This is a genomic window from Actinomadura sp. NPDC023710 (assembly GCF_040639875.1).
GTDB classification, from domain to species: Bacteria; Actinomycetota; Actinomycetes; order Streptosporangiales; family Streptosporangiaceae; genus Spirillospora; species Spirillospora citrea.
The window spans coordinates 131851-150827 of sequence record NZ_JBFAGB010000010.1 but is presented as its reverse complement, the minus strand read 5'-3'; the positions used below and the strand labels follow the sequence as shown (position 1 = coordinate 150827).

The following is an 18977-nucleotide window of genomic DNA, read 5'->3' as shown; positions in this document are numbered from 1 at the left end:
GGATCCAGTGGATCGCCCGCGCTCGACCGTACGCCGGGTCCCCGTGCGGAGGGGACCCGGAAAATCACTTGCCCGGCACCTCAGCGACCGCGAACACGTTCTGTCCGAAGCGCAGGGGCAGCCCGTCGAGCGGCCGGCTCAGCGGAACGACCAGGCGGTCGTACAGCCTCACCAGTCGCGGGTCGGCGTAGCCGACCGTGCGGTCGACCATGAACCGGTTGAACAGCCCTCCCAGGAGGTTGATGGGTCGGCTGAACTTCACCCGCAGCCCGGCGGCGCGGAGCAGCCCGCCGAGGTCGTCCGGCGTGTACCGCACACGGCGGCCGGCCTCGAAGCGGTCGAAGGGGCTGTACAGCTCCGGGTAGCCGGCCTCCCAGACGATGAAACGGCCGCCCGGCACGATGACCTTGGCCAGGGCCTCGATCGTCTTGGCCTCGTCCGAGAGATGCCCGAGAACGTTGACCATGAGCACCGTGTCGACGGGCTCGATCTCGGGAGTGCTCGGGAGGTGCAGGCGCAGGACCTCGGCCTTGGTGAAGCGGCCACGCAGGTGGTCGACCCACCCTTGCTCCTGGTCACTCAGCACCAGGCGTTCGAGGTTGGCGCCCAGCAGCTTCACGAGCCGCTCGGAAACCTCCCCCGTCTGCGCACTGACGTCGAACAGCGAGTGACCGACGACGTATCGGGCCACTCGCGCGGCCTGGTAGTCGTGGTACCGGTCGGCGTCCCCACTGGACGTCCACGACGAGATCGCCGCGGGATCCAGGTGGCCGTCGCCGTCACCGGCGGTGGGCTTGACCGGCTCCCTCGTCTCGATGAACGGGCGGAGAGAGTCCGGCAGAGGCACGCGTGCCATAGTGGTTCTCCCTTTCGTTTGGGTGCGCCCCGCTGGTTCTTTTACCGGCAGGGACACACATGCTTCCCCAATAACAGTCGGCGGTTGCCCCTGAAGCGCAACCCGAGGTCAGAAATCAGAACCCGCCGAGCACACGCCTGCGAGCCATGCAAGTGCGCACATGTGAACTTGCGCCTGGCGGACGCAGAGGTGCGGCAGGCGTTTGCGCTGCGTCTCAGCATTAGGGCTGTTGCCCATTCGCACTGATGGCGGGACGGCCGAAGGGGCCGCCCGGACCCCTTACTCGACCGGTCCTCGGCCCTCGCGACGGCTTCGTCGAGATCGGTCTTCTCCAGGCGATGCGTCCGTCCACCTCGCCTGAAGGGCGGCCGTGCGGTGGTCGACGGGACGAGCCCGACGGTCACGATCACGCAGGTCGTGGGCGCCTCTGTGCTCTTCAGGTGCCGTGGAGAGAGCGTGGCGCTTGGATCGGCCAGTGCGTGCACGGCGGCGATGCGCCTCGTTTACGGGACGGCGCGCCCGACGAAGGATTCGATCAGCTCCAAGGTCGTCGAGAGCGCGGTCAGGCGGTCGTGGAGTTCGTCCTTCCAGCACGCGCGCGGCGCAGGGTTGTCGCCCGCGACGTCGGGCGCCGACGGATTCGCCCGGAACTCGTCCGGGGTCGCATGGCCGATGATGGCCACGCGCGCTTTCGGGACGGTGGCGCGGTCGGCCTGTTGCCCTGCAGCGCAGTGCGCGGGTTCTGCCCGAGCGCGCCGTCGATACGGGAACGCCGCATCACCTTCGCCCACTCTTCCTCGATCATGAGGGCGGGGGAGCCGGGGCACGGGTCGGGATCCTCGCCGGCGTCCTCGACCCAGCCGGCCTCGCCGGCCATGGCCACCAACGTGCCGACGAGTCTCGCGCCCGAGGGGGCCGTAGCGGATGCGGCGTTCGCTGAACGCGGCCAGCACCTCGACGGGATCGCCCTAGATGAAGGGTGCAGCGCAGATGTCCCCCGTCCCGTCGCCGAGGTGGCCGCGACTCGGCGCCGGAAGGCGGCCGCGCCCTCCGGCGTACAGGCCCTCGTCCCCGTCGCCGGGGAATGAGCTGTGCGCCGGTCCTACATTCCTCCGGCCCTCGTCGTCCGCTCATTCCAGAATGAAATCAAGTTCCGCGGCGACGTCCTCGAATTCCCCAGAACCGCTCGCGAAAACCTGTTCTCATACGGTTCGTCGCGCCGGGCGCGAAATCGCCTCTTCATAGATATCGTCGATGAGAACTCGCGCCCGCCGAAACGTCGAGCCCTTCCCGTGCTCCTCGTAGGCGCGCGTCCAGTCCGGCCGAGGATCTTCCGTGATCCGCCGGTCGATCAGTTTCGTGAGCCGCCTCGTGAGGGCGCTCGAGATGTCTCCGACGATGGCCTCCTGTTCGTCGGCGTCCGGCTCGCGGTCCGTCCACCGGACCGGTTTCTGGAGCATCCGGTAGAGCGCGTACTCCAGGCCGTCCGCAGGCTCGTCGCGGGACGCAGATCCTTGTACTCGTCGGTGTGCCCCTCGGAGAGGAGCCTGGTCAGCGCCTTGATGCTGGACCAGTGCTTCTTCGGCACCTCCGACTCCAGGGAGAGCCCGAGGGCGCCGCGCCACCGGATGTGGAAGGCCCGGACCGCCTCGACGACCGCGTCCGTCAGCTGCCCGCTTTTGCAGACGGGGCGCGCCGGCCCCGTCTCTACCTGGACCGCCTCCTCGGTGAGCGCTTCGAGGAGCCCGTTGAGCTGCCGCATCGTGCGCAGGGACGCCTTCGGCCTGGCCGGGTCGATCCTTTCGGGATCGAGAACCCGGTCGATGCCTCCGACGAAGAAGCGGGCCTCGTCCAGGCGGCGGCGCAGGATTCGCTCGGCCAGTCCGAGCTCTTCACGGACCTCGCTCAGCACATTCTCAGCCGATCCGAGGACGTGCCGTTCGCGGTCGGAGAACGACCCGAGGTTGTCGCCCTTGACGAGGTCGAAGTGCGTGAACAGGAAGAACAGCTTCTCGCCGTTTCCCGTGGCGGCCGCCGTCCGCATCACCGCGACCGGCGCCGCCTGCATCGGCTGCTGGGCGTTGTCGACGAGCACGACGGAGTCGACCTCGTCCAGGCGCTTGCGCAGGGGAGTGGAGACCCCGGCGATGGAACCGGGCGTGTGCCCCAGCCCCTCCCCGTCGATCAGGACGAGCCGCGCCGCATGCTCGGCCCAGACCGGACGGAACGGTCCCGCCACCCGGATGGCGTTCACCAAGGGGGTCAGGAGCCTGCCGAAGAACGCGGCCTGGTTGCTGGAGAACCTGGTGATGACGCGGAGGAACTCGGCCCGGTCCGCGCACTCCCAGGACCAGGACACCGGCCACCCGCCCGGATCGCGCCGCAGATCGCCCTCCCCGAGCAGCGCGAACCGGTTCTCGACGGCGTGCAGGAACGCGTCGACGATCCGCTCGCAGATGTCGGAGCGCCGAACGCGCCTCTCGAGCTCGTCCTCGATGTACTCCTCGATGGGGCGGCCGTCCTCCCCTGCCCCGTCCGCGTTCTGGATGCCGACCAACTGGGTCGCCACCACATGCTTGAGGGCGCGCACCGCGTTCTGCACCAGCGCCGTCGTGCCCGGATCGGTCGCGCGGGCCGCCGGCGGGGCCGCCTGGCCGTCGTCCCACTCGTCGTCCAGGTCATCGTCGAGGTCAGGCCCCGCGTCGGGGAGGGCGGCGCGACCGAGCAGGTAGCTGAACCGGTAGCGCTGGCCGACGTGGTCGAGCAGCCTGTTCTGGATCACCTCCTGAGAGCGGCTCTCGAACGCCGCCCGCGCGGCCTCCCAGACGTTGTCGCGCAGATGATCGGCGATCTCGTCGCGCCCGGCGAAGGTGACGGCGGCACGGAACGGACCCTCACCCGTGAGGATGATCTCGGTGTCGGCCACGGTCGTCTTCGCGGTCGAGGTGGAGGGGAACCGCTCGGTCTCCGGGTCCGTGCCAAGCAACTGGCGGACGACCGTCGTCTTCCCCGCCCCCGTCGTGCCCAGCAGGAGCACATGCCGGTATCCGTCGGCGTCGCCCGGGAGTGGGAGCAGCTCGTCTCGAACAGCCGGAAAATCCCTGTGCGCGCCTCGTGTGATCGCCTCGCCCGCGGTGGGCCGCTCGGTGAGCTGCCATTGCCGCTCGACTGCGCCCGCCAGGTCGGCGGGCATCCGCCAAAAGCCGACGATGTGCGGGGCGGGCACGGGTTCGGCGAGTGGGACCGCGTCCGCCAGCTTCCAGTGGATGAGCCGCCTGTCAGCCCAGGGACCGCAGTCGCACGCCCTTTCATCGCACACGTCCGCCAGCCGGGCCACGGCGATGATGGCGTTGCGCTCTCCACAAAGGGCGTCGAGGCTCTCCGGCGAGCGGCCGGTCAGCCGATTGGTCAACCGCTTCAAATCGTCGTCCATGTAAGAGCCCGCGCAGATCGCGACCCAGCCGCGCTGATCTGTGCCGCTCTGGCGGCTGTAGACGGCTTGGTGGCCATGGGCGACCGCCCACGCGGCCGGCTGAGGGACGGTCAGAGCCCAGGAGAGTTCCGCCAATTCACATCCTTCGGTAGGGGTCCCGAACCAGGACCAAAGAATGCCTGTGGCACGTGGGACGCCCCGGACCCGCCACCGGTTGCCCAGGGGGCGGCACGTCCAGGGAAACCTCGGGGTCATTCGTCCGGCCTTGGGCTCAACAGTCGCCGAGAGGGATGCGGTGACCTCGCCGGACCACATCAAGCCGCGCAGTTCGACGACCCCGAGTTTCGTGCCCGGGGGCGTCGTAGAAGAGCTTGCCCTGACCGAACTGCGGGGGTTGATCTGCTGAGAAGTACGCGAAGTCCTTATCCGTCCACGGCGACGCGACCCGGGGTACTTATCGAACCTGCGTCCCCGAGGTTCGATAAACGTCTGGCCATAAGTGAATGCTCGAAGTCCTGTCGCCCATAGGGGTGGTGCACCATCGCCAAACAGAAATGTGCGAGTTTCGACGCAACGAACCCGAGCGGTTCGTGCGGACGAGCGGGGCGATTCTGGCCATCTATGACGTGTCGTCGCGGGCGATGAGACCGACGCGCAAGAAGGATTCGCTCCGGCTCCGGAGGAAGGGGCGACGCCACTCACAAAGATGGACAGTGGGCCCCTGGGAAATGCCATCGGCCTTGAGTTGGACAGGCTCGTCTCAAGGCCGATGATGTCCGTAAGGGGTCAGTGAGCCGCTGAACGAATCTTGCGGAGGAGAGTGCGCCATTCGTCCTCGGTGAACTCCAGGGTTGGCCCGGTGCCCTCAAGCTTGGTGTCCCGGACGCCGATGGTGCCGTCGGCGGCACGACCGGCTTCGATGCATCCGCCGTTCGGTTCGCTGTGGCGTGACTTGCGCCAGCTGTGGAAGCTCTTGGTCATGTCCTCGATCCTGTCTGGTCGGCGAGCCTGTTGGCTACCTGATCGAGGAAGGTCATGCTGTCTTCACGGGACAGGGCGGCCGCCCGTACACGATCGTAGATTCCGGCGTAGCGTTCCACCTCTTCCTTCTGTGTTAGGACGAGGTCAGTGGTGACGGTGTCGATCACCGCTATTGGTGAGTCGCCCGCCTCGGCGAATGTGTAGAGGTAGAAGGCTGACTTGGGAAGGAAACCGCCCGGGAGGACGGCGTCGTACCGGAGTACACGAACACTGACCCGTTCCGTCTCCGAGACCACTCCGATCATGTGCCGTAACTGGGCGATCTTCGCCTGGGCTGGTACGGCCAGCCGGTGAATCACGCACTCGTCCAGGACGGTCTCGTAGGAAGGGCCGTCCGGCCGAAGCAGTTCGCTTTGCCGCCGCATGCGCGCTTCGGTCATGCGCTCCGGAACGTAGTCGAGCTTCCCTTGGCACCTGTCCAGATCGACGAGCGCGGCGATGAACTCAGGAGCCTGCAAGACGGCAGGCATCACAGTCTGGTTGTACTCGCTTACGGTGTCGGAGTTGTATTCGAGGTCGGCGTAGAGCTTCTGACGAGGCCCCATGGAGACTCCGTACCGGTCCCACCAGCCCTTCTGCCCAGCTTCCCGGGCGAGCTGGCAGATCCGGTCATACTGGGTGCCGGTGACGTCCAAAGCTTCGAGCAGGTTCATGATCTCGATGAGGTCGGGGCGAATCTGAGCGTTCTCCAGGCGCGTGATCTTAGTCCGGGAGTGGAAGACGAGGCGGGCGAGGCCATCGGTCGTGAGGCCGCGGCTCTCGCGCAGTTTGCGGATCTCGACCGCCAGCCGGCGGCGGCGGACGTAGGGGCTCGGCATGGCCGTCCTCTCGATATCGCATCGGACGCGGTCCGTACTGATCGCTAACGCTCTGCAATCGAACGCGTCCGGCAATACTAAAGTCACGCCCCAACAAAATCCCGCCACGCCCACGCGGGGCCAAAATCCGCACATGCGGAAATCGGGAGTGCAGCCCTCGCCAGTCCGGTTCGGCCGTTAAGCCCTTATTTGCAAACGCCCACACCTGCGCGTATCGGAGATATGCGAGAAGTTCCGAGGAGTCGAGCCACCTCTTCCTCGTGATGCTTCCGCCCGCGTCGCGGCTAGAAAACCTCTTTAACCGTGCTGGTCAGCACGTTGAATGGAAGAGGCCACCGACGAGCTGGGCGTGGGCCAGGTTGTTGTAGAGCTCGACGGCTGCGGTCGTCTCTTCGATGTGAACCTGGATCCTGTGGTCTTCCAGGATCTTCAATGTCTCGGGCATGGTCTGCAGGCGTAGTTCCATGCCGCGGCTGAGTACGATCACGGTGCAGCCGTGGTCGAGGAGTTCTTGGACGTCGGCGGGTTGGATGCCTGGCTCGTGGCGGGTGCCGTGCTCGGACCAGTCCCAGGCGCGGCCGCCTCCTGGATACAGCTTGAAGTCCTTGCCCGATGCCAGGCCCTCGACTTCCATGCGGCCCCACGAGATGTGCGTGATCAGGGGCGACTTGTCCATCAGTGGACTCCTTGCGGCGCATACCAGTTCGAAATGTTCTGGATCGTAGGCCCGCCCGAGGCGTTTCCCAAACATCAGACCGGTCTGGGCGTGATCATGAGCGTTGCTGAGGCACCTATCGCTACCAACGCCGCGAGGATTGAGTCTCGCTCGCTGGATGAGTACGCCCGTGTCGATGCACTCACCGTGTGGCCCGATTCCGGCCTGGCCTCCATAGCTGCCTGATTCCGAGAGAAAGTGGCCCGTCCCGCCGGTGTACCAAAGGGCAAACCCGGTCCCGAACGACCACCCGGCTCCAAGAACCGACATCCCGCACCCCGCCACGATGTTGGCAAACGATCAAACGCGAGACCACCGTCGCCTACCCGATTCACGCAGGAAGGTGAAAGAACAAGTTCAGGGGTTACGAGGAGGCCGACGTGGAGGCTTCGGCTCGCCGTGCCGCGAGCCACTGCTCTGTGTAGGCGGTGACCTCGTCGATGAACTGCTCCAAGCTGGCCCGATCGAGATCCATCTCGGCGACAAGGTAAAGCATGATGAAGATCTGGGCGTTCAGCACAGTTCGCACATCGTCTGGCCCGGTTTCCTGGAGTGGCGATGCGCCAACGACGCGGCGGATCAACGCCTCGGCCGCGAGAGTATTGATCACCCCCGCATCATCGCCTGCCTTGATCCGCATGTCGGCCACGAGCCGGACGATCTCGCCGACGTTGTACGTGGGCGAAAAGCGTCGACGCAGTGCGACATAGAACGCTCCGTAGAGCAGCGACATATAGCCGGCTGCTGTCTCGTCGTCTACCTGGATTTTGTCTTCCAGAGGCGCCCACGCCTCCGGCCCCTCCAAGAGGAAAGACCGCAACGCGAGAATGTTCTCCTCTCGAATTTTTATGGCGGAGTAGTCCATTATGCCAGTAGTTGGTCGGCAAGGAACCTTGCTTCGACAAGGAACGCGTCGAGCTGTTCGTCTGTAAATTGCTCCCTGCCCACCAGTGAAGCCAGCAAGACTATCTGGTGGCCGAAAATCTTGTTCTTATCGGCGTCGACCAAGTCACCCTTCTTGAGTAGGTAGAGAATCAGGCCCTCGCTGATCTGGGGGTCGATGATGCTTGCCATCTCGTCATCAGTTTGCCGCACGTCAGCTACGAAGTCGATTACCTCTGATGCTTCGGCGGCGTGCCCGTTCTTGAGGAATCTTCGCTCAACAGCCTCAATAAATGCTCCGGCCACTAGGGCAGCGTATTCATTATTGGCTTCTTCGGGGGTGAGTTGAGCTGCCAATTGTTGGTGTTCTTCATCATTCCCTTTGAGTTGTGCACGCAAAGTCGCTACCTGGTGATCAGTTACTGGCATGCTCTCTCCTGCTAATCACGCGTCGTGCAAATGAAACGGTACGACGTCCTGTCTCGGTCAGAACTATCACTCCGCCGATAATTCCAAGTACAGCGCTACCTGCCTGCACCTGCTGATCGGGGGCCTTGAATTGATCGTTTTTGCTGTTGGGTCCGCTATGCTGACCCGTCGGTTGAACTTTCTTCAGTTCTTTTTGAGCTGGTTTGCCATATTCTTCCATAGCGTCTCTGGCGTTATCGGGTTTATTGAAGATTCGTTTATATAGGTCAATTTCCCGAGACCTGCGCTCCGGGCTGGTGCGATTGTAGTCGCGGCCTGCGGGATCGTCCTCAGGGTCGCGGAGTTCACCGCGGCCGGGCTCGCCGCCTCTTGCTCCGACCGGGTCGAGGTCTTCACGGGTCGGGAGTTCTGCCGGTTCTGTGGTCTCTGCTTCGTTTCGTAGGGGGTCGCTGCCGGTCTCGTCGGTTTGCTCTCGTCCGTATCGGGGTTCGACGTGTACCTGGCCCTGGCTGTCGGTGTAAACGTCGGAAAGGATGGGATTGGAGCGAACCTCCGGTTTTGATTCATCGATAGCTTCCGGATTCGACTCGGCGCCGTCGCCTTCGGCATTTCTACCATGGGCGTCGGTCTGTTCACCGAGAGCCTCTGGGGGCGTGGCGTTCTCGCCGGTTCCTTCGGGAGGGGGCGTGGTCTCGTCGCCGGGTTTCGGGGCGTCTGTCTCGTTGCCCGTGGTTCCGTCGTCAGCCTTGGGCTCTGGGGGCTCGGTGCCCTGATCGGTCGTTTCGGGGCCGACAGAGGATGCTTCGCGGCCGGTTTCGGCGGCGGGCTCGGTCGGTTGGCCGACCTCTGGGCCCGGCAGCGTCTCGTTCCTCTCGTCCCGAGTGTGGTCGTCGGCGGGTGGCGAGCCGTCTGCTGGTGGTTCGGCCGGTGGGTCGCCGCTGTCGTCGCCCGAGTCTGAGGAGTCCTGCGGGACGGGGGGCTCGTGCTCCTGATTTTGCGGACGCGGTGTCTCTTGCGCCGGGGGCTCGGCCTCTGCTTCGGGGGTCGCAGGTGCGGGCTGGTCGCGACCGCCGGAACCTTCACCATCGCCGGACCCGTCGCCGCCGCTGGAGGTGTCGCTCTCGCCGGTAGTGCCGGGCGGTGTCTCGGTGCCTGGGGGTTGTGGTTCCGGTCCGCGCTCGTCCGACCCCGTGTTCTCGCTCTGTGGCGGCGCACCGCTGTCGCGGCTTTCGCCGGCGGTTCCTTCGCCGGGTCCGTTGGTGGTCTGGGCGTCCTGGAATATGGCTCGCCGTTCTTCCGCGGTTTCCAGTTGGCTTTCTCGGGCGGCGGCGAGGCTTGCACGGCGGGACTCGGGCGGGAACTGAGGAGCCTCGGCCGGGCGGGTGCTCGGCTGCTCGGAGGACGCGGGGGCGTCGGCGGTGGTGCCGTTGTCCTTGCTGCCGTCCTGTCCTTCCGCCTTGCCCGGCTCGGCCTGATCGGTCTTGGACTCGCGGTCGTTGGTGCCCCGCTGGCCCTCGTCTTGCCTAGGGTCCTCGGTCTTGGCCTGGCCGGGCTTTTCCGCTTCTGTGCCGCCGTTGTCGTGGTCGCGATCTTCGTCCGGCCGGGAGTCGACCTCGGTCTTGCCGGTCTCCGACTCCTTCTCGGTCTTCGGCTCGGCTTCGGACGGCGGGTCACCCGGGGTTCGCGGCTTCTCTCCGGCCGGGCCGGTGGAGGAGGAGTCGGTGGAGGGTTCGTTGGATTGCGCCTCGCGGTCGCCGCGTTGTTCGGTGCCGGCTTCCGGCCGTCCTGGAACCGGCTGGCCTGCTGCCTTGTAGCTGTCTATACGGGGCGTCCCCGATGTGCCGGGAGCGTCGGCCGGGGGCTTGTCGTCGGTGCGTGGCGGGGTGGGCTTGTCGGGGGTCTCGGGACCTTTGCCCGGCCTACCAGGGGGGTTGTCCACGCCCACGCTTGCAGCCCTTTCATCCGGGGGAAGGCGAGCCGGTCGGCCAGACGGTTCGCCGGGTGCGTCCGTGGCGTGCGGGGCCAACGCCGGATCACACAGGCCCCTATGTAATCGCGCACGTGCGAACTTTGCACGTGCCGATATTCCACTCACCTCCTCCTGGCGCGCGTATCGTGCGACGCTGTGTCGGTTTCCCGCTGATTCGTCTACTTGTTTGGACCGGTCGGATCGGAGCGGCTTCACGCGGCGAGTCATTCAAGCGTTCCGATGGTGCGGCCTTCATGCCGAGATAGGCGTTATGGATGCTTGGGGGGCGTGCGCGACCCGCCGCTTCTCGCGGCCTGGCGGTGCCGCGACGGACGTCTTTGACGCCGCGCCGTGGTGTCGCCACTCATCTGCGTTCAGGGTGATCTGGTCATCCGGTCCAGGCGGCCACGGGGTGGCGTGATCGTCGAAGACGGACCTGCCTCCTCGGCCCTTCGTCCGAGTGCGGCAGCTGAGCGTGCGCGAATTCCGCACGTGCGGAGGTCGGACCTGAGACCAGCACACGTTCTAAATCCCTTGCCGGGGCAGGTGGCGCTCTGATCCTCCGTGCTCGATTGGCGACCGAGTGTGACGATGTGCGTGCGGAACAAGGATCGACTCATCAGATCCGCAACGGCTACGTCCATCACGACCCGAGGTGCTCTGATGTCTCTGACGATGCTCCCGTCAGCACAACCGGTGCCGCTGTGCTGGCGGCGCTCCTTCCCCAGCGGGCCCGAGCAGGCCCGCAACGTCCGCCGGTTCGCGGGCTGCCTGCTGGCCGGCTGCCCCTTCCTCGACGACGTCCTGCTCGCCGCCGACGAGCTGGTCGTCAACGCGCTGCGGCACACAAAGTCGGGCCAGATGGGCGGCTCGTTCACCGTCGAGGTCGTGCGGGACGGCGGCCTGGTCGCGGTCTCGGTCACCGACCAGGGCGGGCCCGGCGAGCCCGCCGCGCTGGACGCCGACGCGCTGGCCGAGTCCGGCCGGGGCCTGCGCACCATCTCGCTCACCGCCGCGAGCTGGGGATGGCACGGCAACGGCGAAGGCCGTACGGTCACCGCCGTGTTCGCGGGGGAGTGGGCCGCGTGACCGAGCCCGCCTCCTGGACGCACGATCAGGTCCACCTGCGCGTCCACGCCGCGATGACCGTGGCGATGCGCGCCGACCCCCACTCCATCGACGCCGCGCTCGTCCAGACCAGAGGTCTCGACCCGTCCAGCCGGGAGTTCGTCGCCCATTCGCGGCGCCTCGTCCTGGCCTGCACGGCCGCGCTGACCTGCGTCCTCGCCTCCCACCGCCCCGGCGAAGGCTCGAACGGCGAACAGATCTGCCGTGGCTGCGGGACGTCCGAGTGCCGGACGCTGCGCGGCCTCGCGCACGTCTTCACGGCCTACAGCGTCCGTCCGGCACCGGTCGACCGGGCCGAGGCGTGGCGGCGCGCGGACGCGCACTTCTGGCGCGGCGGCCGCCCCGTCCCGCTGATTGTCGAGGATTTCCCGGACGGGTTCGTCGCCCGTGCCGCCGACGGCTCCAACGACGAGGCCGCCCCACTGCTGGTCGTCGACCGGCACACAGGTGCGCTGAGCCGCTGGCCGTCCATGCCCTTCGACGTCCTCGTCTGCGAATACACCCGCTACCGGGCGGGACTCTGACCGGCTCATAAAGGAGCGCCGAAGCGACCTCGTCGTCGATGGACGGATCATGCGCGACCTTCTCGACGCCGCCATCGCCCAGGCGCGGTGCATCACCACCGGCGACCGCCCGGATTACTTCGAGGTCACCAGCCTGCGCGCCAACGACCTGTGACCCGTTACGCCCGAGACTCGATCCAAGAACACGGGCCTTGATCTCTGACCCCCGCGCGCCCTCCGCCGACCTCGGTCCTATGTCCGCGGGTCGGCGGGGCAGGAGTTGATGTTCGGGAGCGCGCCGGTGACCAGGTAGCGGTCGATGCTGGTGGTCGCGCAGCGGTTGCGGAGGTAGGCGGTGTGTCCGTCGCCGTCGTAGGCGAGGACCTTCGAGCCTTGGATGCCGCGGCTCAGCCTCTTCGCCCATCCCAGGGGAGTGGCCGGGTCGTGGGTGTTGCCCACCAGCAGGACGGGAGGTGCGTTGCGGATGTGCACCGGCCGCTGGGGATCGGCCGGGCGGACGGGCCAGCCGATGCATCCGGTCGTCATGTCCCAGAACTCCGACGTCCCGCCCATGTGCGGAGCCCGCTGCCGGACCATGTGCTCACGCCTGCGCAACTCGCCGAAGCCGGACACCTGGGGGTCGATGTCCTGGCAGAGGATCGCCCGATAGGCGGCCGTGCTCGTCGGGTCGTACAGTGCCTGGTCGCGCATCTGCGCCAGCAGTGAGGCATCGTTCCCGTCGGCTTCGGCGATGCCCCGCGCGAGCCCCTGCCCGAACTCGGGGAACAGCGTCAGCATCGCGTAGACGCTGTAGCGCAGTTCCTCGGCGGTCAGCGGCCGGCCGCCCGGGACCGGCAGGGGGCGGTGCTCGGCCCTGTGAACGAGGGCGTCCCACACCTTCGTGACCGGGCGCCCGTGCAGTTCGCAATCGGCTGTCCGCGCGCACCAGGCCGCAAACCGGTCGAAGGAGTCCTCGACGGCCGATGCCGCCTGGCCCACCATGCGGCGCGACGGCATGCCGTGGTCCACGACACCGTCCAGTGCCATGGTGCGGATGCGGTCGGGGAACAGCCGCGCGTACTGGGTGCCGAGCATGCTGCCGTACGACCGTCCCAGGTAGCTGACCTTCCGTTCCCCCAGAGCGGCGCGCACGGCGTCGAGATCGCGCGCCACGCTCACGGTGTCGACGTGCCGGAGGAGCGGATCGCAGCTTTCCCCGACCGCCCTGTTGCGGGCCACCATGCGCTCATACTCACGCTCGCTTCTGGGGAACTGTGTCACTTCCGGATCGTGGACGGGCATCCCGCAGGAGATCTGTTCGCTGCCGCCGACACCGCGCGGGTCGATGCCGACGATGTCGAACCGCTCCCGCAAGCGGGGTGAGAAGAACTGCGGTGCCCAGTCTCGGACCAGGTCGGCGGCGCCCGTCCCGGGGCCGCCGGGGTTGTACAGCAGCGTGCCGGCACGGGCCTTGGTGGCCTTCCGGCGGGTCACGGCCAGCGCGAGTTTCTGCCCGCCAGGGTGGGACCAGTCCACGGGCACCGTGACCGTCCCGCATTCGGCGCCGGTGGTCCCACAAGCCCGCCAGGCGATCGTGCTTGCCGCCGCGCTGCCCGGGACGGCCATCATGGGCGGGATGGTCAGGGCGAAGGCCGCCAGTACCGAGGGTCGCTTCATGTGTAACGATCTTGCTGATGCGGCGCGGTCGGCGTATCGGCCGGACGGTCGCCTACCGCTGGTGAGCATCGACCGTTCGGAGGAGGCTCATGCCATCGGAAGGCGGTCGCCGCGTTACCGTTCGGAGGATGTCCCCGACTATCTGGGAGGAGTCGCGGTGAGACCGCCGGACTGCTTCATCTGCCAACGATCCCTTCGCGACGGCGCCCCGTACTCGTCGTTCACGGACGTCTGGTTCGCGCTCACCCCCGAGGAGGAGGCGATCCGCCGGGAACAGGACCGGCAGGGCTGGGTCGGTCATCCTCCGGAGGTGGAATGGTTCTGCGACAAGCACTCCGCATTGGCTGAGGAGCATGCGCATCTGCACTGGCGAGAGGCTCTCGAACTGCTGGCACGGCAACGCGGGCAGCTCGGCGAGGCGCGCTGAAACCGGTCTCGGCGAGGCGGGCGCGCGGGCGCGGGGTCATGACGGCCGGTGGCCGGGTGGATTCGGGGGCCAGGCGGTCCCCCTGGCCATCAGGCGGAGGCCGCTGAGCCATGCGGGGTTGGTCGCGAGCACCACGCGTATCGAGACCGGGATCGCCCCGGTCCGGTTGGTCGGGAACTCGCCCGGCGCGGCGGCTCGGGCCAGGTAGGCGAGGCCCTGCCGCAGAAAGGTGCGCGGCCCGGGATCGAGATGGCTCGCCCACGGCGGCTCGGCCTCGCCGCGCAGCCAGGCGTAGCAGGCCATCGCGTAGCCGAACTCGCGCTCCGTCAGATACCCGAGCCGTGAATAGTCGTCGTGACGGGCCGCGTTGAGAGTGCGCTCGTCCAGATCGCCGAGTGGCTGGACGGAGAAGCCGCGGGTCGTCTCGCCGAATCTCAGCGCGGCGTTCGTGCTGAAGACGCCGAAGCCGAAATAGACGGTGAGGAGGTCGGTCAGCCGCTCGTGGTCCTTGCGTTGGTTGGTGATCCGCTCCTCGCCGAGGAGGCGGACATGGCACAGTTCGTGCGCGATCACGGCGATCAGGTAGGCGGCGTCGGACGCCTCCGTCACGTCCAGCCCGATGACCGCCCTGCCGTCCTCGACGTAGTAGTGCCCGACCGCGCGCCTCCCCTCGCGCGCCGCCGGGTCCTCGCCCTCCCGGTCGAACAGCTCCACGGTGAGCTCGGACCGGTCGATCTCCATCAGCCCGCACACCCACGCGACCACGTCGTTGATCTGCTTCGGGGTGCCGGTGTAGGCGGCGGAGCGAAGATCCGGCCGGGGCAGGACGATCGGCCGCAGCGCCGGGTCGCGGCCGAACTCGCGGACGAACCAGGTGATCGACGTCTCGATCCACGCCTGATACGCGACGCCGACCGGGCACTCGGCGCTGAATGCCGGAGACCAGGGCGGGGGCGTCTCGCGCCTCTCGTTCATAAGGGTTCCTGACGGTCGTCTTCTCGCGGCTCCGTCCCTGCGGAGCCGCACTGGAAAGCAGTGGCCCGGCCAGGCGGAACGGCGTCCCTGCCGCCGCTCATTCGGATGCGCTTCCATCGCCGGGTCGGCCGTGCACAGTTTTTATCACGCACTCCGATCGCCTCGCCATCATTGATCATGAATGGCCTGCAGATTTGGCCAGAATGGCGTTGGTCCGAAAGTTGAGTGACCAAACCTCGCCTGCCCGCGCGTTTGGCATCCGAAGCTCGCACGTGTGCGATTTCGGATGTGCGAAGCCTGCCTGTGTCGGGCCGCCCCCTCGGGCGGCGACCGTGGGTTCGTGATCAAGACACGACCGTGGCCTGGTGCGGTGTCGGACTCCGAGCTCCGGGCGGGGGTGTCGAGCCGCGGCCCACCTCTTCCGTGGCGCCGGCCCCCGCTCCAGAATGATCTCCTCCCCTGACGGCACGCGAATGGCCTTTTCCGGCCGCGCGGCCAATACCTCTCGTCACGACCGCTGAAGTTCATGGAGGATTGCAGTCCGGGCCGCATGGCGGCGGAAGGCGTCCTCCGCCCGGAATTGAAGATCATCCGGTGTGGTCGCCCGGCCGCCCTCGACGGAACGCGGATACGGGAGGGGATTCATGGGTGAACTCGGTCTTGCCGAGAGCATCGCCGCGCTTCGCGCGGAGTTGATGGAGGCTCTGGAGGCGGGGAAGGAGTCGGAGCTCGCTTTCGGCGTCGGTCAGATACAGCTGGAGTTTCACGTCGGCGTCACGCGCCAAGGCGGGGCGTCCGGCAAAGCGAAGTTCTGGGTTCTTGAACTCGGCGGCGACGGGTCCTACCGGCGCGAGGAGATCCAGCGCGTGACGGTCACGCTGGAGCCGCCGCGCGACGGTGACGGCCGTCCGATCAAGGTGACCCGCGGTCTGGCGGACAAACCCTGAGATGCCCGAGCTCACGGCCCGTGCGGTCGAGATCCTGCGCCGGGGCCCCGGCGGCCGGTGGAACGTGGGCTCCGGCTACCTGGTCGGGCGGCGGTGGGTGCTGTCAGCGGCGCACAACGTCATGGACGCCGAGACGCTGCTCGTCCGGCGGGTGGACGAGACGGAGCATCCGGCCGAAGTCGTCGTGGTGGACGAGCCCGGAGACATCGCCTTGCTGGCGGTGACGGGGGATTCCTTACCGGACGACCTGGCCCCGGTCCGTTTCGCCCGAGTCGATCGCTCCCGGACGGGCCAGGTCGGCCCGTGCTGGGCGATCGGCTTCCCCAGGTGGAAGGAGCGCCCGCGGGGGCCGGAGGAGGTCCCGCAGCGTGAGAGCGCTCAGGTGAACGGTTTCATCCCGACGGGCTCGAACCTGCGCACGAACCTCATGGAGCTGGGCGTTTCCCTGATGCCGCGTTCGGCGGGCGGGCGAGGCGTAAGTGAATGGCAGGGGATGTCCGGGGCGGTGGTATTCGCCCAGGACGGATCGGGCGACGAATTCGCCATCGGCGTGGTGGTCGAGCATCATTTATCAGAGGGGCCGTCCGTCCTCACCGTCGCCCCGCTGGACCACTGGGCGGACACGGTCCGCGACACGCCCTGGGGACGGGAACTCGGGTTGGGGAACCTGGCGCGCCTTCCGCGCCCGCAACGCCCTCGTCCGTTCTCCTCGGGCCATGTGAACCTGAGCAGATCGCTTCCGGACTTCACCGACAGGGACGAGGCGATCGCGAAAGCGGGGACCCTGCTCACCGACCGGCTGACCGAGACGTGTCCGCTGGTCGTCCTGCACGGCATGGCGGGCGTCGGGAAGACCGAACTGGCCAACGAGCTCGCCCACAGGCTCGCCGCCACGTTCACGCATGCGCGGATCCGGGTGGACGTGGCCGCGGCCGCCACCGCGGACGCCGCCATGGTGGAGGTCCTGGCCGCGTTCGGCCTGCCCAGCGACGCGATGCCGCGCGATCCCGGGCAGCGCCGGCGCGAGTTCCAGTCGCGGCTGAGGCAGGGGCCCAGCCTGCTGCTGCTCGACAACGTGTCCGAGGCGCGGCAGGCCGCCCCGCTCCTGCCCGAGACGCCCGGCACGGCCGTGATCGTGACCAGCAGGACCACGCTGGCCTCGATGGACGGCGCCGACCGGCTCCGGCTCGACCCGCTGCCCGACCCCGAGGGGCTCCGGCTGCTCGAACGCATCGTCGGCGCCGGGACGGTGGGCCGCGACCGCTCGTCCGCCCTCAAGATCGTCGAACTCCTGGCCGGACTTCCGCTGGCCATCCGCATCGCCGCCGCGCACCTGGTGATGAGACGCACATCGCCGGCCCGTTACCTGTCGGAACTGCAGGACGAGACCAGGCGTATATCCCGTCTCCAAGGCGAAGATAGGGGAGTGCGCAGCAGCTTTGAACTCAGTTACCGGTCACTGCGGCCCGACACGGCGAGGCTGTTCCGCCATCTGGGCGTTCTGGCGGGCCGGGATTTCACCGCCGAAATGGTCGCGCGCACCGGTGACGTGGACGACGAGGACGCCGAGCGCATGCTCGGCGAACTGACGGACCGGCATCTGACCGAGATCGCGGGAGAGGACCGCTACCGCCTCCACGACCTCCTCCGGCTCTACGCCAGAGAACGCATGGCGGACGAGGAGTCGGCGTCCGCCCGGCGGGAGGCGTTCCGGCGCTCACTGAACTGGTACGGCGACCGCCTGCACGAATGGATGGCGCGGCCGGGTGCGCACGAGCAGCCCCCGGCCGATGCGATCGCGTGGTTCGCCCACGAGTCCCTGAACGTGCGGGCGAGCCTGCGGGCCGCCGCGGAGGCGCGGGAGGACCGGCTCGTCGTCAGGATCGCGGAGTCGCTCTACGGCCTGATCTTCTACCGCGCGCACTGGGAGGAGATGGAGGCGGTCAAGGCCCTCGCGGTCGAGGCGGCGCGGCGCGTGGGGGACGCCCCGGCCGAGCTGGGATCCCTGATCCACCTGGCCGAGGCGCGCCGGCTCCTCGGGCGCGGGGCTGAGGCGCCGCCCCTCTACGAGCGGGCGCTGGAGGTGGTCCGCTCCATGGACGATCCCGGCAAGGAGGCGTGGGTGCTGACCCATTTCGGCGATTTCCAGTGCGACCTCGACCAGCCCGAGCGGGCCCTCGACCGCTATGCCGAGGCGCAGGCGATCTACCGGGGCAGGGACGACACGGCGGGCGAGATCTGGCTGGCCGCGCACATCGCCGACGCGTACGGCCAACTCGGCCGGTACGCGGACGCCGCCCGCGTCCTGGAGGACGCGATGGCCGTGAGCGAGCGGCGAGGCGATCGCGACGAGATCGTCTGGTGCGCGTGGCATCTCGCGCTGGCCTATGACGGCCTGGGCCGTTTCGCCGACGCCGAAGCGGTGCTCCGACCGGCCGTCGCCTTCCACCGGGAGATCGAGAACGAGGCCGGTCTGGCCACCATGCTGTGCATTCTGGGCGGCGTGCACCGCCACGCCGGACGTCCGTCCGACGCCCGGCGGGCTTACTCCGAGGCGCTCGACCTCCTCGTGGAAATCGACGCTCCCACGCGGGTCACCGAAGTGCGGCAGATCCTCGCGGACCTCTCCGGAGAGGACTGAGACGCCCGCCGCCCCCCGGGAGCGTCGGCCTGGAGTCCCTCGCCCACGGCGACTTCGGGCCGTCGCCGGCCCTCGACCGGCTCGCCGAGGTGGTCGGTCCTGTACGCGGGCGCGAGATTGCTGCGACCGGGGTTATTCGATGGTGCGCTTGGTCATCCCGTCGGAGCCGGGGTCGATGCCCCAGCTGAAGACGGTGTGCGGGTGGATGCGGATGACGTCGCCGCCGAAACGGGAGCCCTCCGCGACCGCGGCCTCGGCGCGTCCGCGGATCTCGATGCCCCGCACCCGCCACGGCTTGACGGAGGCCAGGTCGTCCACGACGAAGGCGACCTGGTCGTTGTGGCGGAGGTTGCGGTACTTGCGGGATTCGGCGAGGTTCCAGCCGCCGATGTCGATCGTGCCGGTCTCGGCGTTGTAGTCGAACCCGACCGGGTTGTTCTGCGGGTCGCCCTTGGGGCCGACCGTGGCGAGGCGGCCGAGGCGCTGGGTGGAGAGGTATTCGCGTTCGAGATCGGTGAGGCTCATGCCGTCCAGGT

At 67.8% G+C, this 18977-nt stretch carries 18 protein-coding genes; 6 read left to right on the top strand and 12 right to left on the bottom strand.

Annotated features, from left to right (window positions below):
- Positions 1–64 precede the first annotated feature (64 nt).
- From AB0H37_RS14135 to AB0H37_RS14110, 6 genes are all read right to left on the bottom strand, one after another.
- A complete protein-coding gene (locus AB0H37_RS14135; RefSeq protein ID WP_360612869.1) occupies positions 65–856 on the bottom strand; it encodes a methyltransferase domain-containing protein in 792 nt (263 codons plus the stop codon).
- Positions 857–1359: 503 nt separating this feature from the next.
- Positions 1360–1647, bottom strand: coding sequence for a hypothetical protein (locus AB0H37_RS14130; protein WP_360612867.1), 288 nt, complete (start codon positions 1645–1647; stop codon positions 1360–1362).
- Between the two features lie 560 nt (positions 1648–2207).
- Positions 2208–4424: a hypothetical protein gene (locus AB0H37_RS14125; protein WP_360612865.1), complete on the bottom strand. Its 2217-nt coding sequence runs from the start codon at positions 4422–4424 to the stop codon at positions 2208–2210.
- A gap of 651 nt (positions 4425–5075) precedes the next feature.
- Positions 5076–5270, bottom strand: coding sequence for a DUF397 domain-containing protein (locus AB0H37_RS14120; RefSeq protein ID WP_360612863.1), 195 nt, complete (start codon positions 5268–5270; stop codon positions 5076–5078).
- Positions 5267–6148, bottom strand: coding sequence for a helix-turn-helix transcriptional regulator (locus tag AB0H37_RS14115; protein WP_360612861.1), 882 nt, complete (start codon positions 6146–6148; stop codon positions 5267–5269). Before AB0H37_RS14115 ends, AB0H37_RS14120 begins: the two co-directional genes overlap by 4 nt.
- 310 nt (positions 6149–6458) lie before the next feature.
- Complete coding sequence (locus tag AB0H37_RS14110; protein ID WP_179835974.1) at positions 6459–6824, bottom strand: MTH938/NDUFAF3 family protein; 366 nt, start codon at positions 6822–6824, stop codon at positions 6459–6461.
- A 33-nt stretch (positions 6825–6857) separates the two neighbouring features.
- On the opposite strand from AB0H37_RS14110, the gene AB0H37_RS14105 reads away from it, so the two are divergent.
- A complete protein-coding gene (locus tag AB0H37_RS14105; RefSeq protein ID WP_179835973.1) occupies positions 6858–7049 on the top strand; it encodes a hypothetical protein in 192 nt (63 codons plus the stop codon).
- Between the two features lie 178 nt (positions 7050–7227).
- Here the strand turns inward: AB0H37_RS14105 and AB0H37_RS14100 are convergent, their stop codons facing one another.
- From AB0H37_RS14100 to AB0H37_RS14090, 3 genes are read right to left on the bottom strand one after another with little or no spacing between them, the layout of a single operon-like run.
- Positions 7228–7728 (bottom strand): hypothetical protein, encoded by a 501-nt coding sequence (locus AB0H37_RS14100; RefSeq protein WP_360612859.1) that lies wholly within the window; start codon positions 7726–7728, stop codon positions 7228–7230.
- Positions 7728–8174, bottom strand: coding sequence for a hypothetical protein (locus AB0H37_RS14095; RefSeq protein ID WP_360612857.1), 447 nt, complete (start codon positions 8172–8174; stop codon positions 7728–7730). Before AB0H37_RS14095 ends, AB0H37_RS14100 begins: the two co-directional genes overlap by 1 nt.
- Complete coding sequence (locus tag AB0H37_RS14090) at positions 8161–10119, bottom strand: hypothetical protein (protein ID WP_360612855.1); 1959 nt, start codon at positions 10117–10119, stop codon at positions 8161–8163. The genes AB0H37_RS14095 and AB0H37_RS14090 overlap by 14 nt, the downstream gene beginning before the upstream one ends.
- Positions 10120–10806: 687 nt before the next feature.
- Here AB0H37_RS14090 and AB0H37_RS14085 point away from each other — a divergent pair.
- Both AB0H37_RS14085 and AB0H37_RS14080 read left to right on the top strand, forming a co-directional pair.
- Positions 10807–11232 carry an ATP-binding protein gene (locus AB0H37_RS14085; RefSeq protein WP_360612853.1) on the top strand — a complete coding sequence of 142 codons (426 nt, stop codon included), beginning with the start codon at positions 10807–10809 and terminating at the stop codon, positions 11230–11232.
- Positions 11229–11795: a hypothetical protein gene (locus tag AB0H37_RS14080; protein WP_360612851.1), complete on the top strand. Its 567-nt coding sequence runs from the start codon at positions 11229–11231 to the stop codon at positions 11793–11795. The genes AB0H37_RS14085 and AB0H37_RS14080 overlap by 4 nt, the downstream gene beginning before the upstream one ends.
- Positions 11796–12026: 231 nt before the next feature.
- Here the strand turns inward: AB0H37_RS14080 and AB0H37_RS14075 are convergent, their stop codons facing one another.
- Positions 12027–13451, bottom strand: a complete 1425-nt coding sequence (locus AB0H37_RS14075; protein WP_360612849.1) for an alpha/beta hydrolase — start codon at positions 13449–13451, stop codon at positions 12027–12029.
- Positions 13452–13512: 61 nt separating this feature from the next.
- Between AB0H37_RS14075 and AB0H37_RS14070 the strand changes: the two genes are divergently transcribed.
- Positions 13513–13878 carry a hypothetical protein gene (locus tag AB0H37_RS14070; RefSeq protein ID WP_360612847.1) on the top strand — a complete coding sequence of 122 codons (366 nt, stop codon included), beginning with the start codon at positions 13513–13515 and terminating at the stop codon, positions 13876–13878.
- Between the two features lie 36 nt (positions 13879–13914).
- Here the strand turns inward: AB0H37_RS14070 and AB0H37_RS14065 are convergent, their stop codons facing one another.
- Positions 13915–14853, bottom strand: coding sequence for a hypothetical protein (locus tag AB0H37_RS14065; protein WP_360612845.1), 939 nt, complete (start codon positions 14851–14853; stop codon positions 13915–13917).
- Between the two features lie 644 nt (positions 14854–15497).
- Between AB0H37_RS14065 and AB0H37_RS14060 the strand changes: the two genes are divergently transcribed.
- Together AB0H37_RS14060 and AB0H37_RS14055 are read left to right on the top strand one after the other, a co-directional pair.
- Complete coding sequence (locus tag AB0H37_RS14060) at positions 15498–15800, top strand: trypco2 family protein (RefSeq protein ID WP_179835964.1); 303 nt, start codon at positions 15498–15500, stop codon at positions 15798–15800.
- A 1-nt stretch (position 15801) separates the two neighbouring features.
- Complete coding sequence (locus AB0H37_RS14055; protein ID WP_360612843.1) at positions 15802–18441, top strand: tetratricopeptide repeat protein; 2640 nt, start codon at positions 15802–15804, stop codon at positions 18439–18441.
- Between the two features lie 132 nt (positions 18442–18573).
- Here the strand turns inward: AB0H37_RS14055 and AB0H37_RS14050 are convergent, their stop codons facing one another.
- On the bottom strand, positions 18574–18966 hold the full coding sequence (locus AB0H37_RS14050) for a PPOX class F420-dependent oxidoreductase (RefSeq protein ID WP_360612841.1): 393 nt from the start codon (positions 18964–18966) through the stop codon (positions 18574–18576).
- Positions 18967–18977: the final 11 nt, after the last annotated feature.

Excerpts from the sequence above, each read along its gene's own strand:
- AB0H37_RS14135 (WP_360612869.1), bottom strand. The coding sequence starts at position 856 with ATGGCACGCGTGCCTCTGCCGGACTCTCTCCGCCCGTTCATCGAGACG.
- AB0H37_RS14055 (WP_360612843.1), top strand. The coding sequence starts at position 15,802 with ATGCCCGAGCTCACGGCCCGTGCGGTCGAGATCCTGCGCCGGGGCCCC.
- AB0H37_RS14110 (WP_179835974.1), bottom strand. The coding sequence starts at position 6,824 with ATGGACAAGTCGCCCCTGATCACGCACATCTCGTGGGGCCGCATGGAA.
- AB0H37_RS14050 (WP_360612841.1), bottom strand. The coding sequence starts at position 18,966 with ATGAGCCTCACCGATCTCGAACGCGAATACCTCTCCACCCAGCGCCTC.
- AB0H37_RS14085 (WP_360612853.1), top strand. The coding sequence starts at position 10,807 with ATGTCTCTGACGATGCTCCCGTCAGCACAACCGGTGCCGCTGTGCTGG.
- AB0H37_RS14095 (WP_360612857.1), bottom strand. The coding sequence starts at position 8,174 with ATGCCAGTAACTGATCACCAGGTAGCGACTTTGCGTGCACAACTCAAA.
- AB0H37_RS14100 (WP_360612859.1), bottom strand. The coding sequence starts at position 7,728 with ATGGACTACTCCGCCATAAAAATTCGAGAGGAGAACATTCTCGCGTTG.
- AB0H37_RS14075 (WP_360612849.1), bottom strand. The coding sequence starts at position 13,451 with ATGAAGCGACCCTCGGTACTGGCGGCCTTCGCCCTGACCATCCCGCCC.
- AB0H37_RS14065 (WP_360612845.1), bottom strand. The coding sequence starts at position 14,853 with ATGAACGAGAGGCGCGAGACGCCCCCGCCCTGGTCTCCGGCATTCAGC.
- AB0H37_RS14060 (WP_179835964.1), top strand. The coding sequence starts at position 15,498 with ATGGGTGAACTCGGTCTTGCCGAGAGCATCGCCGCGCTTCGCGCGGAG.
- AB0H37_RS14120 (WP_360612863.1), bottom strand. The coding sequence starts at position 5,270 with ATGACCAAGAGCTTCCACAGCTGGCGCAAGTCACGCCACAGCGAACCG.
- AB0H37_RS14105 (WP_179835973.1), top strand. The coding sequence starts at position 6,858 with ATGTTCTGGATCGTAGGCCCGCCCGAGGCGTTTCCCAAACATCAGACC.
- AB0H37_RS14115 (WP_360612861.1), bottom strand. The coding sequence starts at position 6,148 with ATGCCGAGCCCCTACGTCCGCCGCCGCCGGCTGGCGGTCGAGATCCGC.